Origin of the sequence: Actinacidiphila glaucinigra, assembly GCF_900188405.1 — a bacterium.
In the GTDB taxonomy this organism is placed as follows: domain Bacteria; phylum Actinomycetota; class Actinomycetes; order Streptomycetales; family Streptomycetaceae; genus Actinacidiphila; species Actinacidiphila glaucinigra.
The window spans coordinates 1-15,622 of the sequence record NZ_FZOF01000050.1 but is presented as its reverse complement, the minus strand read 5'-3'; the positions used below and the strand labels follow the sequence as shown (position 1 = coordinate 15,622).

The window sequence follows — 15,622 nt, the reverse complement described above, 5'->3', positions numbered from 1 at the left end:
CGCGGGCGGCCTCGGCCTCTCCGTCCCCACCGGGCACCGCGGCCGCCCGATCGGCGCCGCGGACAATCGCGACTGGTGGCCGGGCCGGCTCGACCTGGGGATCCTGCGGAAACACCCCACCAGGTCAAACCCCATGGGCGCGGACTTCGACTACGCCGCGGAGTTCCGCACGCTCGACCTGGACGCACTGGCGCGCGACGTCGACGAGGCCCTGACCACGTCGCAGGACTGGTGGCCGGCCGACTTCGGCCACTACGGGCCGCTCGTGATCCGGATGGTGTGGCATTGCGCCGGCACCTACCGCGTCCACGACGGCCGGGGCGGCGCCGGTGCCGGGATGCAGCGTTTCGCACCGCTGAACAGCTGGCCGGACAATCGCAACCTCGACAAGGCCCGCAGGCTGCTGTGGCCGGTGAAGAAGAAGTACGGCCGCAAGATCTCCTGGGCCGATCTGATGGTCTTCGCCGGCAACCGCGCCCTGGAGACGATGGGTTTCACGACCTTCGGATTCGCGGGCGGCCGGGCGGACGTCTGGGAACCCGACGAGGACGTCTACTGGGGCCCCGAGCACGCCTGGCTCGGCGACGAACGCCATCGCGGCGTCCGGGAGCTGCAGAGTCCACTGGCCGCCGACCAGATGGGCCTCATCTACGTCAACCCCGAGGGACCGAACACCGTGCCGGACCCGCTCGCCTCCGCCCGGGACATCCGCGAGACGTTCCGCCGCATGGGGATGAACGACGAGGAGACGGTCGCCTTGATCGCGGGCGGCCACACGTTCGGCAGGACCCACGGCGCGGCCGACCCGGGCACCCACCTCGGCCCCGAGCCCGAGGGTGCTCCCCTCGAGGAACAGGGCCTGGGCTGGAAGAGCAGCTACGGCACCGGGAAGGGCGCGGACACCATCTCCAGCGGACTCCACGGCACGTGGACGCCGACCCCCACGACGTGGGACAACAGCTTCTTCGAGACGCTCTTCGGCTACGAGTGGGACCTGGAGCTCAGCCCCGCAGGCCTGTGGCAGTGGATCCCGCGGGACGGCGGCGGGGCCGGCACCGTCCCGGACGCCCACGACCCGGCGACGACGCACGCCCCGACCATGCTGACGACGGACCTGGCACTGCGCGCGGACCCGGCGTACGAGCCGATCTCACGGCGCTTCCTGGACCACCCGGACCAGCTCGCGAACGCGTTCGCCCGGGCCTGGTTCAAGCTGACGCACCTCGACATGGGCCCGGTCCACCGCTACCTCGGACCCCTGGTGCCGCGGGAGACCCTGCCCTGGCAGGACCCGGTCCCCGCCGTGGACCACGAGCTCGTCGGGGCGGCGGACATCGCCGCGCTCAAGAGCCGCGTCCTTGCCTCCGGGCTGTCGGTCGCCCAGCTCGTCTCGACCGCGTGGGCGTCGGCGTCGACGTTCCGCGCCAGCGACAGGCGCGGCGGGGCGAACGGCGCGCGCATCCGCCTCGAGCCGCAGCGGGGGTGGGAGGTCAACGACCCCGCCACACTGGCACACGTGCTGCGCACCCTGGAGGAGATCCAGGAGTCCTTCAACGGATCCCAGGCCGGGGACACGAGGATCTCGCTGGCCGACCTCATCGTGCTCGGCGGGGCCGCCGCCGTCGAGCGGGCCGCCGAAACGGCCGGCCACGCGGTCCGGGTCCCCTTCGTTCCCGGACGCACGGACGCCACGCAGGAGTGGACCGACGTGGAGTCCTTCGCGCCCCTCGAGCCGGCCGCGGACGGGTTCCGCAACTACTGCGGCGGCAACGGCCGGCTGCCTCCGGAGCACCTGCTGGTCGACCGCGCGAATCTGCTGGACCTGAGCGCCCCCGAGATGACCGTCCTGGTGGGTGGCCTGCGGGTGCTGGGCGCCAACCACCGCCGGTCGCAGCTGGGCGTGTTCACCTCGCAGCCCGGATCGCTGACCAACGACTTCTTCGTGAACCTGCTCGACACGGGCACGGCATGGGAGCCGGCGTCCACGGCCGCCGAGACCTTCGTGGGGCGCGACCGGGGCACCGGCGAGGTCAAGTGGACCGGCAGCCGCGTCGACCTCGTCTTCGGCTCGAACTCCGAGCTGCGTGCCGTCGCGGAGGTCTACGCCGGCGACGACGCCCGGGAGAAGTTCGTGAAGGACTTCGTCGCCGCGTGGCACAAGGTCATGAGCCTGGACCGGTACGACCTCGTTCGATCCTCCCGACGGGGGCATATGGGCGACGAACGGTAGCCGGTCGCCGACGAACGGCATGAGCCGGCCCGCACTCGCGCCCACCCTTGTCGGTGTGATCCGTCCGGCGTAGCGTTTTGATCAGGCGGCAAATCATCCGCTTTCCCGCGCGCTCAATTCGGCGCAGTGGATCTCCGATGCGATGAATCCGACGAAGTCAATTCGGAGAACATTCTCGAGGGAAGGTGTGCACCCGGCCGCGGCGTACCTCGGTCGGCGCGGCCGAAGCGAAGAACACGGCGATCTCTGTATGAGGAGAGTGACGCCCCGATGACGACCATGCAGGAGCGATCCGACCTGCTGGACAAGATCGGGTTGGCCGAACAGAACAAGGCGGCGCTGGGTCAGGTGCTGGGAACCGGGAGCATCGGATACGCCGCCGAGACATCGGATGGCACCATGCGGGCCACGATTCGGATCCACCCGGACGAGCTGACCTGGGATCCGTCCATTCTGGTCATGCCCCATGGAGGCGATATCGAGCTCGAACTCGTCAATGACGACCTGAACACGCACTGCGCGCTCCTGCCGAGCAATGGCGACCGGAAGTTCATCTGGCTGGTGAACCATTCGCGCGGACGGGCGACCCTCAACCTCGACGGACCGGGCTACTACTGGTACTGCTCGCCCACGGGCAACGACGAGGGCCGGGGGTTGACCGGGGCCATCGTCGTCCTGGGAGAGGCTCCGCCGGAGGCTCGCCTCGACCGCCCCGAGCAACCGCGGCCGTAGGAAGGAGGAGGAGATGTCCGTCGACTACGTGGACGCGGGCGAAGCCGTCGACCAGGGGCTGCTGAGCGGCAAGGTCGCGGGCGGGGAGGTCGCGCCGCCGGTGGTGGCCGGCCTCGACTACGAGCGCATACTCAACGCCCGCCGGGAGCCCCACAACTGGCTCACCTACTACGGCGCGTACAACGGGCAGCGGTACAGCCCGCTGGACCAGATCAACACGGACAGCGTCAAGCGCGTCGTCCCCGCGTGGGTCTTCCAGGCCGGCACGACCGGACTGATCGCAGGCGCGTCGACCTACTCGTTCGAGGCCGCCCCGATCGTCGTCGACGGGGTCATGTTCGTGTCCGGCTGGGACGGCTGGGTGTGGGCCCTCGACGCGAAGACCGGTGTGGAGATCTGGCGGTACAAACACGCCGTGCCCTTCGACGTGTCCCTGTGCTGCGGGAACGTCAACCGCGGGGTCGCCGTGGCCCAGGGGAAGGTCTTCACCGTCACGCCGAACGCCCGGCTGCTCGCACTCGACGCCACCACCGGAAAGCGGGTCTGGGACAAGACCTACGGTGACGTCCGGGCCGGGGAGAGCGCCACGCTCGCCCCGCTGGTCGTGAAGAACATGGTCGTCGTCGGCAGTTCCGGCGGCGAGTTCGGCGTACGCGGCCACCTCGACGCATTCGACCTGGCCTCCGGTGAGCACCAGTGGCGCTGCTACACGGTGCCCAAGCCCGGGGAGCCGGGCTCGGAGACCTGGCCCGCCGACGGCGAGGCCTGGGCACGTGGTGGGGCGAACTGCTGGGTGACCGGCACGTTCGACCCGGAGACCAACCTGCTGTACGTCGGCACCGGCAATCCGGCGCCCGACTTCGACGGAGGTGTCCGCGAGGGGGACAACCTCTTCACCGACTGCGTCATCGCCGTCGACGTCGACAGCGGCCAGATCCGCTGGCACTACCAGTGCACCCCGCACGACGTGTGGGACTACGACAGCATCGCCGAGTGCATCCTGTTCGAGCGGGACGGGCGCAAACTGCTCGGGCACTTCGACAAGAACGGCTACTTCTTCGTCCTCGACCGCACGAACGGGGCGAGGGTCGGGATCACCCCCTTCGTGGACCGCATCACGTGGGGGGCCATCACGAGGGACGGCCGGGTGACGGCCAAGGCGTACCCCGACAAGGAGGGGGAACCCGTCCACTTCTACCCGGGTCCGGCCGGCGCCAAGGAATGGACCCATGCGGCCTACAGCCCGAAGTCCGAGCTGTTCTACGTCCCCGTCCAGGACACGGGTGCCACGGCCACCCGGCGGCGCCGGGAGTTCAAGGAGAGCATCCCGTACTGGGGCGCGGGCGTTCAGGTGGACATCGAGGACATGGCGGGGTCCGTCAGCGCGTTCGACGCCGACGGCGATGAGAAGTGGCGCTGGCGCAACGAACTGCCGATGTGCGCCTCGGTGCTGGCCACCGGTGGTGACCTGGTGTTCGCAGGTGAACCGTCCGGCGAGTTCAACGCGCTCGACGCCCGCACCGGGCAGATGCTGTGGCAGTTCCAGTGCGGCAGCGGCCACCACAGCAGCCCGACCACCTACACGGTCGACGACAGGCAGTACGTCGCCGTACCGGTCGGCTGGGGCGGGTGGGCCGAGGGATTCCTCCCCGGCATGCTCGGTGCGGGGCACGGAAGCGCCCTGATCGTCTTCGCCCTCCCGGATTGGTCGTAGCGCGCGACCCGGACCTGCCGTATCCGGTCGGAAAGGAGGTGAGCCCATGGAATCCCAGCCCATGGAATCGCAGCTGGAATCCCAGCTCGCCGTGTGGGAGACGCCCGAGTTCGAGGAGATCGCGGTCGCGGCCGAGGTGACGGCCTACGTCGCCCGGCTCGAGGACTAGCGCACGTGGGGCACGCCGGACCGCGTTGTCCGGCGGCGCCCCCCACGGCTTGGGACGTCCACGGACGGCCGGGCCGACGATCGACCGGCCCGGAGGCGGACATCGGACGAAGGGAGTACCGGCGTGCTGCTGCGAGTGCTGGGGTCGGCGGCGGGAGGCGGCTCCCCGCAGTGGAACTGCGGTTGCGCGGTGTGCGCCGCGGTCCGCTCCGGGGCCGCACCGCCGCGCACCCAGTCCTCGATCGCCGTCAGCGCCGACCACCGCCGGTGGTTCCTCCTCAACGCCTCCCCCGACCTGCGCGCCCAGTTCGAGGCCTTCCCGGGCCTGCACCCGCGGGGCGACCGGACGACGCCGCTGGAGGCGGTGCTGCTCACCGACGCCGAACTGGACCACACACTGGGCCTGCTGCTGCTGCGCGAGGCCCGCGCCCTGCGGGTGTACGCCACACCGGCGACACACAAGACCCTGTGTGACGGCTCGGGAATCCTGACCACGCTGCGGCGCTACTGCACCGTCGAGTGGCGGGCCGTGGTCCCCGGCACCGACCTGACGCTGGCGAACGGGCTGTCCTGCCGTGCGTTCGACGTTCCCACCGCCAAACGCGCCCGGTTCGGGGGCGAGGCGGACCACGGCCGTGTCGTGGGCTACCGGCTGACCGACGAGCACACCGGGGGCACGCTGGTCTACCTGCCGGCGGCGCAATCGCTGACGGCAGCGCTGCGCACGGAGATCGAAGGCTGCGGATGCCTGCTGTTCGACGGCACCTGCTGGCGCGACGACGAACTCGTACGGCTCGGGTTGGCGGGCAAGACGGCCCGGGAGATGGGCCACCTGCCCATAGACGGCCCGGACGGCAGCCTGTCCCGGCTCCCGTCGCTGGCCGCGGGACGGACGATCCTCGTCCACATCAACAACACCAACCCCGTTCTCCTGGAGGACGCGCCCGAGCGGCGCGCACTGCGGGAGAGCGGCATAGAGGTGGCCACGGACGGCCTCGAGGTCCAGGTGTAGAACCGTGACGACAACTCCCGCGAGGACGATCAGGAGCAGCGGAACCGACGGCTTCGTCGAGACGTTGCGGGCCCACTCGCGGCGCTACCACGACCAGCACCCGTTCCACGTCGTGATGAACGCCGGCGGGCTGAGCCCTCGTCAGATCCGCGGCTGGGTCGCCAACCGCTTCTACTACCAGGAGAACATCCCCCGCAAGGACGCCGCGATCCTCTCCAACTGCCCCGACCTCGAGTTCCGCCGTCGCTGGCTCCGGCGGATCACCGACCACGACGGCACCGCCGCCGGCGAGGGCGGCATCGAGGCATGGCTGCGCCTCGGCGAGGCGGCGGGGCTGACCCGTGAGGAGGTCCGGGACCACCGGCACCTGGTACCCGGAGTGCGGTTCGCCGTGGACGCCTACGTGAACTTCGCCCGGACCCGCCCGTGGGTGGAGGCGGTGGCGTCCTCGCTCACCGAGCTGTTCGCTCCCGACCTGATGGCCGCACGCCTGGCCGCGTTCGAGCGCTGGTACCCGTGGATCGACCCCGAGGGCCTCGCCTACTTCCGCACCCGCCTGGAGCAGGCTCCCCGTGACTGCGAACACGCCCTCCAGGTGGTCACGTCGCACTGCGTCTCCGCCGAGTCCCAGGCCCGCGCCGTCGACGCGCTGTCGTTCAAGTGCGACGTCCTGTGGAGTCTGATGGACTCCATCGAGCAGGCCTACCCGAAGTGACCGCCATGGACGCGACTTCCACCGGAACGACCAGGGCCGGGACCAGGACCGGGCCCGGTGTCGAGGTGTGCGGCTCCGACCGGCCCCTGCTGGCACGCCATGTCCGGCTCACCTTCTGCCGGACCAGACAGCGCCGGATCCTGCTGCACCCCGAGACGGTGGTGGTCCTGAACGGCAGCGGCGCGGCGATCCTCGAACTGTGCGACGGGCGGCACACCGTGGCGGAGATCGTGACCGAGCTGGGCACCCGCTACCGGGCCGTCCCCGGGGACGAGGTGCGGCGGTTCCTGACCCGGCTCGTCGCCCGGCGCTGGATGGAGCTCACCGATGGATAGCCCGTTCGGCCTGCTCGCCGAGCTCACCTACCGCTGCCCGCTGGCCTGCCCGTACTGCTCCAACCCGCTGAACATGGCCGGCTACCGGGACGAGCTGGCCCTGGACGAGTGGCGGCGGGTGCTGGCCGAGGCCGGGGACCTGGGGGTGCTGCAGTGCCACCTGTCCGGCGGGGAACCACTGCTGCGGCGCGACCTGGTGGAGATCGCGGCGGCCGCTCACGACCTGGGCCTCTACACCAACCTCGTGACCAGCGCCGTGGGGCTCTCCCGTCCGAGGGCCGAGCGACTGCGGGCGGCCGGCCTGGACCACGTGCAGATCAGCATCCAGGCCGACGAGGCGGCCGTGTCCGACCGGATCGCCGGCATCCCCTCCTTCCGGCGCAAGATCGAGGCGATGCGACTGGTCAAGGAGCTGGGCTGGCCCCTGACCATGAACGTGGTGCTGCACCGGCACAACATCGACCGCGTCGCCGATGTGCTCACCCTGGCCGAGGAGGTGGGCGCGGACCGGCTGGAGCTGGCCAACACCCAGTACTACGGCTGGGCCTGGCGCAACCGCGCCGCGTTGCTGCCCAGCCGGGCCCAGCTCGACGCCGCCGAGGTCGTCGTGCGGGCCGCCCGTGAACGGTTGCGGGACCGCATGGACGTCATCTACGTCATCTCCGACTACTACAGCCGCTACCCGAAGCCCTGCATGGGCGGCTGGGCGTCCCGGCAGCTGACCGTGACGCCGAACGGCGACGTGCTGCCCTGCCCGGCCGCGCAGTCCCTGCCGTTGCCGCGGGCCAGCGTGCGGGAGGACTCGCTGGCGCGGATCTGGGCCGAGTCCCCGGTGATGAACGCCTTCCGGGGGACCGACTGGATGCCCGAGCCCTGCCGGAGCTGCTTCCGGCGGGAGGTGGACTTCGGCGGCTGCCGCTGCCAGGCGTTCCTGCTCACCGGCGACGCGGCCCGTACCGATCCGGTCTGTCACCTGTCGCCCGACCACCACCTCGTCGCCGGGGCGGTCGAGGCCGCCAACACGGGCTCGCGGGCGGGCGATCCCGCGCTGGTCCCCCGGCCGCACCGGGCCCGCCGGCCGGACCGGATCCCGCGCGGATCGGGCTAGGCACCGAACCACAACGGCAGCGCCACGGCGGCGATGATCAGGGTGACCCCGCTCAGCAGGTCCGAGCGGATCCGGATCAGTCGCGCCGTGACCCGCCCGAGCTGCAGCCCGACCAGCGACATCACCGCCGTCATGATGCCGAAGACGGCGGCCGAGAACCACGGCGAGAGCCCGAGGAGACCCAGGCTCGCCCCGGCGAGCAGGTTGTCCAGGCTCAGCGTCAACGGGATGCCGAACAACGCCCACGGGTGGTCCAACTCGTCCGGCTCGGGGTTGCGAAGGGCCGAGACGACGAGGTAGAGACCGTATCCACCGAGTGCGGCCGCGCCCACCAAGTCGGCGACGTCCCCGACGGACTCCCCGAGCCGGCGACCGATCAACAGCCCGACCAGGGGCATGACGGCGTCCCACAGTCCGAAGGTGAGCGCGACCTGCACCGCGCGCTTCAGACCGAACGGGACGGTACCGAGCGCGATCGACACCCGGAAGTTGTCGAGGCTGAGTACGAAGCCCAGGACCAGTATTTCCCAGATCATGACGATGTCGCCGCCCGGTGACGACGGACGGCGGCGGCGCCGGATCCACCGCGTGAACCATCCGTCAGGTGGGGAACGACGTCCCGGACGGGCCGCGAAATTCCCTCCGCAGAGCCGACTTCCGGCGCGTTTTCCACACTACTCGCCGCAGCGCAGGGGGCCAATCGACGCATGGAACAGCCCCGCGACGGCACCGCCTCCCCCGGCGCGCCACCGGGCGCACTGCATGTCCGAGGCGCGTGGGGAAGGCGGTGCCGTGCGGGCCGCACGCCGGCCGGTCAGACCAGCTTCGTCCGGAAGATCTGCTGCGTCTCGTCGCGCTGAGTACGGGTCGCGCCGCGGTCGCTGGTGAACACCACGACGCCGCGGTGCAGTGCGGGCCAGGTGTTGTTGCCCCGGTGACTCACCTGGGTGGCCTCGGACCAGCCCTTCGCTCCGTCGAGGGTGGCGGTGAAGATCTTCCACCGCCAGTCGGTCGAGCGGGAGTCGTACCAGACCGCGCGGACCGTACCGTCGGGGTCCACACCGAGCTTGGCCCGCTGGCTCATCGCGTCGGCGTCGAGGCCGACGTTCTCGAACGCCGTCCACGTGAGGCCGCCGTCGGTGGAGCGGCCGGCCCGGAGCTGGAGGTTGGCGCCGGAGCTCTGCAGCGCGCCGCTCTCCCAGATCGCGACGAAGGTGCCGTCCTCGTCGACGGTCAGGCCCGGGTGCCGGTCGGAGCGGTCGCCGACCTTGCTGACCTGGACCGGGTTGCCCCAGGCGCGGCCCGGTGCCTTGCGTACCGACGCCAGCACCTGCCAGTTGTCGGGGTCCGTGCCGCCGCCGGCCGGCTGGCCGGCGGGCGGGGTGTGGCCGGTCCACAGCGGGTCCGGGTCGTAGCGGTCGTCCTGCCAGCTGATCACGGCGTGCCGGCCGTCGTGGACGGCTACGGCCGGGAACAGCGAGGCGGGGTAGCGCGGGGAGCGCGCGTCCCCGGGAACGCCGGGACTGGTCACCTTGCCGGCCGCGGAGATGTTCACCGCGGCCTTGTCGACGCCGACGATCTGCGCGTACACGTCGAACGCGCCGCCGCTGTTGTCGGACCACGCGACCAGCGGGTGGCCGTCGCCGACCAGTGCCAGCGCCGGGTGGACGGCGCGCCCCTTGCCCTTGCTGATCTTGTCCGGGGCCTTGAAGGAGCTGCCGCCGTTCGCGCTGTGCGCCAGCAGGATCACCGGACGGTGCGGCTGCTCCTTGCCCTGCTCGTCCTGCCAGACCACCCACACGTCCTTGGCGGCGGCGGCTATGCGCGGGAAGCGCGCGGTGGCCGAACGGCCGGAAAGGGTGACGGACTTGGTGATCCGTCCCTTGCCGTCGAGCCGGCGGTAGACCACCTTGCTCGCGTGGTCCTCGTGCACCTCCGCCACGATGTGCGTGACGTCGCCGACGACCGCGACATCGGAGAATCCGGTGAACGTGCCCAGGTCGCCGGTGACGAGTTCCGCCTTGTCACCGGCGGTGTCGGCGGCCGGGAGCGGGATCTCGGGCCGTGGGACGGCGGGAGCGCCGACCGAGACGAAGATCGGCGAGGTGGCGCCCCGGAGCTGGTCCGGCAGGTTCGGGTCGGCGTCGGAGCCGGAGGGGCTGCCGGGGGAACGGGCCTCGACCCGGAACCAGCCGTGGTCCGTGCCCTTGAGGACGAGCGGCAGATCGTAGGTCTCGTTGGCCCGCTGGGGCCGGTAGCTCGCGATCGGACCCGCCGAGCGGCCGGGGGCGGCGTACACGTGGACGGTGGTTCCCTTGCCGCCCTTCACCTTCACCCGCAGTGTGGCCTTCTTGGGCAGCTTGCGGTCGGCCACGACCACCTCGTCGCCGCCGATCGCTTCGAACACACCGTCACCGTCGGCGTCCGCCTCGATCGTCAGGAACGGACCGGCGGTGTTCTGCGCGACCGTCGTACGGCCGCCGCGGAACCCGTCGAGGATGCCGAGGACGGAACGCTTCGCCGCGAAGACGTGGGTGGTGGGCGTGCCGGGGGCGTCGACGTCCCACAGCTCGCGGAAATGGCAGTCGCTCGCCGCCGCCACACCGAAGCGGAAACCGGCGTTCCACCGGTTCTCCGCGTACTCGACCTGCTCGTCCGGGCCGGTGGAGACGTTGAGCACCTCGGCGAGGTCCGCGCCCTGGACGCTGGCGTTGGCGTTCGGGCCCGTCGCCGGCGTGTACTCGCCGTCGTCGGGGTGGGCCTGCGACCACACGGCACCCTGTGCGTGGGCGTCCCAGACCGACTGCTGTACGTGGCGGAAGGCCGCGGAGCCGGGCGGGTTGGCACCGTCCACGATCACGTCCACATTGCCCAGCACGATGGCGTGGGGCGAGCCGTTCGCCTCCTCGCCCGGGAGCAGCAGCAGTTCGGACGACTTCCACTGGGGGTCCCAGACCTGGTCGTACGTCCGGTGGTCGGTCAGGGGCATGAAGTCGAGGCCGGCCTTCTCGCCCTGCGCGATCTGGTCGCCGACGGGAAGGTTTCCGGGCAGTGTCTGGTGGGACGTCTGGCGGGGTCCGCTGCCGTCCGAGGAGTGGTCGTCGTGGACGTGGGTGTCACCCGCGAGCCACTTGCCCGTGGGCGCCTTCGCCCGGTTGAGCGCGGACGTCCGGCCCGCCGCCTTGACCTTCCCGCCCTGCTCGGAAGCGGGCCCCGTGGCAGCCTGGGCGGTGCTCGCGCCGACGCTGACCGCCACGACGGCGGAACCCGCCATGACCACGAACCTCCGGCGGGTCAGTGCCTCGGACCCACGGTCCGGCCCGTCGGACCCTCTTGTCGTTTCCATGTACTGCGCCTTTCCTCGCACCGTTCCCCTGCGGATCGGTGTGCAGTCCCCCGAGACGCTATGGCGCCCCTTTTTCAGAGAAATGAACTGATAACGAACTGTTCGCGGTGCTTGCTTGGCATATCAGCGCCTGCGCCCCGGACGGCCGCCGCGCGGCAACGGGTCCCGTCAGGCCCGGTTCGTACGGGATGCGGGCCGGTCGGCCGCCCCCAGGGCAGCACTGTCGAGCCGGCCTCCACGACCGGCTTCGCAGAGGACCCGGCCGTCCCTTCCCGCCCCGCCACTGTGGCAGTGGGTGCATGCCCCACGCATGGGTCAAACACCCCTATGCGTGCGGCTGCCGTCCGGGTCAAACGACCCCCGGGCACGTCCCCCGGATCCCCCGCGGAACGACGGCAGGCCGGTGTTCCGCGGGCTGCACCCCCGCGGAACACCGGCCTCCTCCCCCGGCAGCGCGGCGCGTGGTCAGTCCTGCCGCCACTGCCCCGCGTCCTCGCGCCACGCCTCACCGGCCGGCCAGGTCAGCACGGGCGCGCCCGGTTCCTCCACGCGCGTCAGGGCCACCATCGCCAGGTCGTCGGTCGGGAGCGCGCCGGCGTGGTCGACGACATCCTCGAGGATCTCCCCCAGCACGTCCGGCAGGCACACCTGACTCGGCGCGCCCTGCCGGACCCATCGCCACGCGGTCGCCCGCTCCAGCAGCGGGTAGCAGCGTCCGGCGGCGTCGCGGGCCTCCATCAGCCCGTCGGTGTAGAGCAACAGCGTGTCCCCGGGGCACAGTTCGAAGCGTTCCTCGATGGCTCCGCACTCGCGCAGACCGTACAGGCCCAGCGGAGGAGCCGGGCATCCCGCCACCAGGGCCACACTCCCCCGGCGGGCGCGTATGGGAGGCGGATGGCCGTGGTTGACCATGCGGGCGAACCGCTCGCCGTCCCGCACCTCCAGCAGCAGCGCCGTGACGAATCGCTCTTCCTTGTCACGGGAGAGGTCGTCGCTCTCCGCCAGGTGGAACAGGAAGCTCTCCTCCAGACGCGCCGACAACTCGGCCAAGGTCGCCGCGCGCGGCGCCCATTCCCGGAAGGCGCCGAGCACGGCCGCGACGTCCTCGAAGGTGGGCAGGCCCTTGCCGCACACGTCGCCGATGATCAGCCGGGTCGCCCCGCCCGCGCGGGCGACCGCGTAGAGGTCGCCGCCGACCTGACCCCGGCCCCCGCAGGGCCGGTAGATGGAGGCGAGCCCCAGGGCGCCGATACGCCCGGGGAGCGGCCGCAGCAGCACCCGCCGCACGGTGTCCGAGACGGCGTGCGCCCGCGCCGCCCTGCAGCGGTAGCGGTCCTTCACGTTTCCGAGCACCATCGCCGCCGTCCCCGCGGTGACCAGCGGCGCCAGGCCGCACGCGAGGCTCGGATGGGAGTACAGCGGCAGGATCACGCACACCGCGCACACCGCCAGGATCCACGCCGCCACGCTGGCGGCGGCCAGGTACCGCACCGGGTTCCCCTCGTCCTGCCCCTCCTCGAACTGTTCGATGTCCGCCATCGGCGTCACTCCCTCGCGGTCCGCGCGGGGCCGGAGACCGACGGATCCCCGAGCGGTTCCCGGCCGGCGCATCGACGCCCCACTCGTGATGGGACACCTCGACCGTAGGGAGGGACACGACCCGGCACCTTGCCCGATCGTGCACAGCGCTTTGCCCGTGCCTGCACGGTGCACGGCCCGGCGCCGGCGCCACGGGGTGCTTGAGGGGCGGCGGGCGGCCCAGACCGCGCGTTCGGTGCGCACGCGCAGATCGGTGCGGCGCGGAATGCCGTCGGGGCTCTCGGCGTCCAGCAGGCGGTCGAGGGCCGTCAGGTCGTCCGGCGTCAGGGCGGTGGCGACGGCGACGGCGACGGCGACGGCGTCGCGCATACGGCGCAGGGTCGCGAGGGCGTAGCGGGTGACGGTCTCCGTGGGAGGCGGGGCGATGTCGACGGCCAGGGTGCGTTCGGCCTCGACGGCGAAGCCGGCCCCGGTCAGCTTGCCCGCCCAGTCGGCGCCGCGGTGGGGGACGTACTCGGCGTGGTGGTGGCCGAGTGCGGCGTGGCAGCGCTCCTCCAGGCCCGGGGCGTCGGCCGGGGCGTCCTCGGGCAGGAACCGGGGGAAGCCGACCGGCTCGACGACGGCGAGAAGGCCGCCCGGGGCCAGGAAGTCGTGGACCTCGCGCAGGGTTTTGTCGGGGTCGCCCATGTGGTGCAGGGAGGCCGAGGCCCACACCAGTTCCGGGGCGCCGAGGTCCGGCCAGGCCGGTGCGTCGAGGTCGGCTCGGACCAGGCGTACGCGGTCGGCCATTCCGGCCGCGGCCGCGTTCGCCCGCAGGCGGTGCAGGTGCGGGGCCGAGGAGTCGACGGCCGTCACCTGTGCCGCGGGGAAGCGCCGGAGCAGGGCGAGGGTTCCGGCTCCTGTGCCGCAGCCGAGGTCGACGATGCGGCGGGGGCGGTCCTCGAAGGGCAGCCATGCCGTGATGGACGCGGTGTGTTCGGCGAGCACTTCCGCGTCCAGGTCGAGGAGCTCCGCCTGGCCGGCGGTGTCGTGGTCGTGCTCGTGCCCGTTCTCCTGGCCGTGGACATGGACGTGGGGGGCGCCGTGGTGCGCGGCCTGCGGGCGGGGTGGCTCATGGCCGTCACGCTGACCGGGCCGTGGGCGGCCGGCCCCGAGGCTGCCGGAAAGCGCAAGGCGATGGCCGCTGAGCTGCGGCAGACGCAAACCGTCAGGGCGACACCTTCCCGGCGTCCTCGCCGCGCTGGTGGGCCTGGCGCTTCCGATGCGGGACCTGACGGGCGGGGCGGGCCGCTCCTTCGAGTCCGGCATCGCCGGCACCACCGCAGTGCCCGGGGTGTGGGTGGCCGGCAACGCCACCGATCCGACCGCCCAGGTCGGCGCCTCCGCGGCGGCCGGCGCGCTCGCCGGCGCCCACATCAACGCCGACCTGGCCACCGCCGACACCGAGACAGCGCTCACCGCGGCGCGCCACGACAGCGCCCTCACCTGACCGTTCACCGGTCGTCCGGGAACCGGCCGCGGGGCCGCGCTCCCTGGTCCCCGAACCGGGACGCGGCAGCCGCAAGAGGGTTGCGCGGCTGCCGCGTCTGCGTCCATCGTGGCCGTCGTCGTGTGAGTGCGGCGTGAGCACCCCGCCCCGGTCCCCGCCGGCCGACGACATCCGTCATCAGTGCGCCGGTTACTCCGTCACACCCTTCTGGATCTCCCAGAAGCGGAAGACGGTGGAGGGGTCGAGGGTCCACTCCAGGCCGTTGATGTTGTCCCTGGACACGACGTACTGCTTGCCCTGCCACAGCGGGATGATCGGCACGTCGTCGGCGACCGCGTTCTGCAGGTCCTCGAAGTCGGTGGAGGTGGCGGCGCGGCCGGCCTCGGCGGCGGTGCGCGGGAGGAGTTCGTCGGTGATCTTCTTGTTGACGTAGTTGTTGCCCAGGACGTTGCCGTCGCCGAAGAACGGGGCGGTGAAGTTGTCCGGGTCCGGGTAGTCCGGGACCCAGCCGCGTACGTAGACCGCATACTTGCCGGCCTCGATGTCCTTGGCGTACTGGTCGGCGTCGGTGGTCTTGACGTCCACGTCGAACAGGCCGCTGTCGTTGAGCTGCTTGGCGATCGCCTTCAGCTCGGCCACCGTGCCCGGGCCGAAACGCACCGGCGTCGCCCACAGCGTGAAGGAGACCTTGTCGGTGATCCCGGCCTGCGACAGCGCGGCCTGCGCCCCGGCCTTGTCCCCGCCCTCGCCGTAGCGGTCGAAGAACGCGGTGTTGTGACCGGTGATGCCCGCCGGCACGATCGAGTACAGCGGGCTCGCGGTGCGCTGGTAGACGTCGCGGATGAACGCCTTGCGGTCGATCAGATAGGCCACCGCGCGACGCACGGCCTTGTTGCCCACCACCGGATCCTCGACGTTGAACACCAGGTGCTGGACCTCGGCGCCGGTGCCCTCCACGACCTGGATCCCGGTGTCGCCGGCTATGGAACTGCTCTGCAGCGAGGCGATGTCGGCGGAGTCCAGACCACGGTAGGCCAGGTCCACCGACCCGTCCTCGACCGCCTTCTTCAGCGCCGGCTCGTCACCGAAGAACTTCATCGTCATACCGGAGTTGCGGATCTCCGCCGACCCCTGGTAGTCCCCGTTGACCGAGAACACCGCTTCCTTGCCGGCCTCGTAGGAGTCCAGCTTGTACGGGCCGGAACCCGTCGCCTTGCTGTCGTCGCGCAGCTTG

The 15,622-nt window shown here is 71.6% G+C and carries 11 protein-coding genes and 3 pseudogenes; 9 read left to right on the top strand and 5 right to left on the bottom strand.

What is annotated here, in order from left to right; genetic code table 11:
- Positions 1-49 precede the first annotated feature (49 nt).
- The 8 genes from katG (at position 50) to pqqE (ending at position 8,014) form a co-directional block, all read left to right on the top strand.
- The gene (gene katG / locus CHF15_RS42155) at positions 50-2,230 is read left to right on the top strand and encodes a catalase/peroxidase HPI (protein WP_089229264.1); all 2,181 of its coding nucleotides are present in this window, start codon (positions 50-52) and stop codon (positions 2,228-2,230) included.
- 270 nt (positions 2,231-2,500) lie between these two features.
- Complete coding sequence (locus tag CHF15_RS42150) at positions 2,501-2,962, top strand: MSMEG_3727 family PQQ-associated protein (protein WP_089229245.1); 462 nt, start codon at positions 2,501-2,503, stop codon at positions 2,960-2,962.
- A 13-nt stretch (positions 2,963-2,975) separates the two neighbouring features.
- Positions 2,976-4,676, top strand: coding sequence for a PQQ-dependent dehydrogenase, methanol/ethanol family (locus tag CHF15_RS42145; protein WP_089229244.1), 1,701 nt, complete (start codon positions 2,976-2,978; stop codon positions 4,674-4,676).
- A 46-nt stretch (positions 4,677-4,722) separates the two neighbouring features.
- Positions 4,723-4,845, top strand: coding sequence for a pyrroloquinoline quinone precursor peptide PqqA (gene pqqA, locus CHF15_RS42140; protein ID WP_089229243.1), 123 nt, complete (start codon positions 4,723-4,725; stop codon positions 4,843-4,845).
- A gap of 123 nt (positions 4,846-4,968) precedes the next feature.
- Entirely contained in the window at positions 4,969-5,856 is an 888-nt protein-coding gene (gene pqqB / locus CHF15_RS42135) for a pyrroloquinoline quinone biosynthesis protein PqqB (protein ID WP_089229242.1), read from the top strand.
- A gap of 4 nt (positions 5,857-5,860) precedes the next feature.
- Positions 5,861-6,571 (top strand): pyrroloquinoline-quinone synthase PqqC, encoded by a 711-nt coding sequence (pqqC, locus tag CHF15_RS42130; protein WP_179280236.1) that lies wholly within the window; start codon positions 5,861-5,863, stop codon positions 6,569-6,571.
- A gap of 5 nt (positions 6,572-6,576) precedes the next feature.
- Positions 6,577-6,906 carry a pyrroloquinoline quinone biosynthesis peptide chaperone PqqD gene (gene pqqD / locus CHF15_RS42125; protein WP_089229262.1) on the top strand — a complete coding sequence of 110 codons (330 nt, stop codon included), beginning with the start codon at positions 6,577-6,579 and terminating at the stop codon, positions 6,904-6,906.
- The gene (gene pqqE, locus CHF15_RS42120) at positions 6,899-8,014 is read left to right on the top strand and encodes a pyrroloquinoline quinone biosynthesis protein PqqE (protein ID WP_089229241.1); all 1,116 of its coding nucleotides are present in this window, start codon (positions 6,899-6,901) and stop codon (positions 8,012-8,014) included. The genes pqqD and pqqE overlap by 8 nt, the downstream gene beginning before the upstream one ends.
- Here pqqE and CHF15_RS42115 read toward each other — a convergent pair.
- The 4 genes and pseudogenes from CHF15_RS42115 to CHF15_RS42100 form a co-directional block, all read right to left on the bottom strand.
- Entirely contained in the window at positions 8,011-8,550 is a 540-nt protein-coding gene (locus CHF15_RS42115; RefSeq protein WP_089229240.1) for a manganese efflux pump MntP, read from the bottom strand. The genes pqqE and CHF15_RS42115 overlap by 4 nt on opposite strands.
- A gap of 278 nt (positions 8,551-8,828) precedes the next feature.
- Positions 8,829-11,288: a CehA/McbA family metallohydrolase gene (locus CHF15_RS42110; RefSeq protein ID WP_089229239.1), complete on the bottom strand. Its 2,460-nt coding sequence runs from the start codon at positions 11,286-11,288 to the stop codon at positions 8,829-8,831.
- 537 nt (positions 11,289-11,825) lie between these two features.
- Positions 11,826-12,512 (bottom strand): annotated as a pseudogene (locus tag CHF15_RS42105) (PP2C family protein-serine/threonine phosphatase); the annotation flags it as partial.
- A 594-nt stretch (positions 12,513-13,106) separates the two neighbouring features.
- Positions 13,107-14,096 (bottom strand): annotated as a pseudogene (locus CHF15_RS42100) (class I SAM-dependent methyltransferase); the annotation flags it as partial.
- Between the two features lie 43 nt (positions 14,097-14,139).
- On the opposite strand from CHF15_RS42100, the pseudogene CHF15_RS42095 reads away from it, so the two are divergent.
- A pseudogene (locus CHF15_RS42095) lies at positions 14,140-14,388 on the top strand (NAD(P)/FAD-dependent oxidoreductase); the annotation flags it as partial.
- Positions 14,389-14,577: 189 nt separating this feature from the next.
- Here the strand turns inward: CHF15_RS42095 and CHF15_RS42090 are convergent.
- The coding region (locus CHF15_RS42090) for an ABC transporter substrate-binding protein (protein WP_107418622.1) at positions 14,578-15,622 on the bottom strand (1,045 nt) is incomplete at its 5' end.

Coding starts and splice junctions, on each gene's coding strand:
- CHF15_RS42150 (WP_089229245.1), top strand. CDS start 2,501: ATGACGACCATGCAGGAGCGATCCGACCTGCTGGACAAGATCGGGTTG.
- CHF15_RS42110 (WP_089229239.1), bottom strand. CDS start 11,288: ATGGCGGGTTCCGCCGTCGTGGCGGTCAGCGTCGGCGCGAGCACCGCC.
- CHF15_RS42145 (WP_089229244.1), top strand. CDS start 2,976: ATGTCCGTCGACTACGTGGACGCGGGCGAAGCCGTCGACCAGGGGCTG.
- pqqD (WP_089229262.1), top strand. CDS start 6,577: ATGGACGCGACTTCCACCGGAACGACCAGGGCCGGGACCAGGACCGGG.
- pqqE (WP_089229241.1), top strand. CDS start 6,899: ATGGATAGCCCGTTCGGCCTGCTCGCCGAGCTCACCTACCGCTGCCCG.
- CHF15_RS42115 (WP_089229240.1), bottom strand. CDS start 8,550: ATGATCTGGGAAATACTGGTCCTGGGCTTCGTACTCAGCCTCGACAAC.
- pqqA (WP_089229243.1), top strand. CDS start 4,723: ATGGAATCCCAGCCCATGGAATCGCAGCTGGAATCCCAGCTCGCCGTG.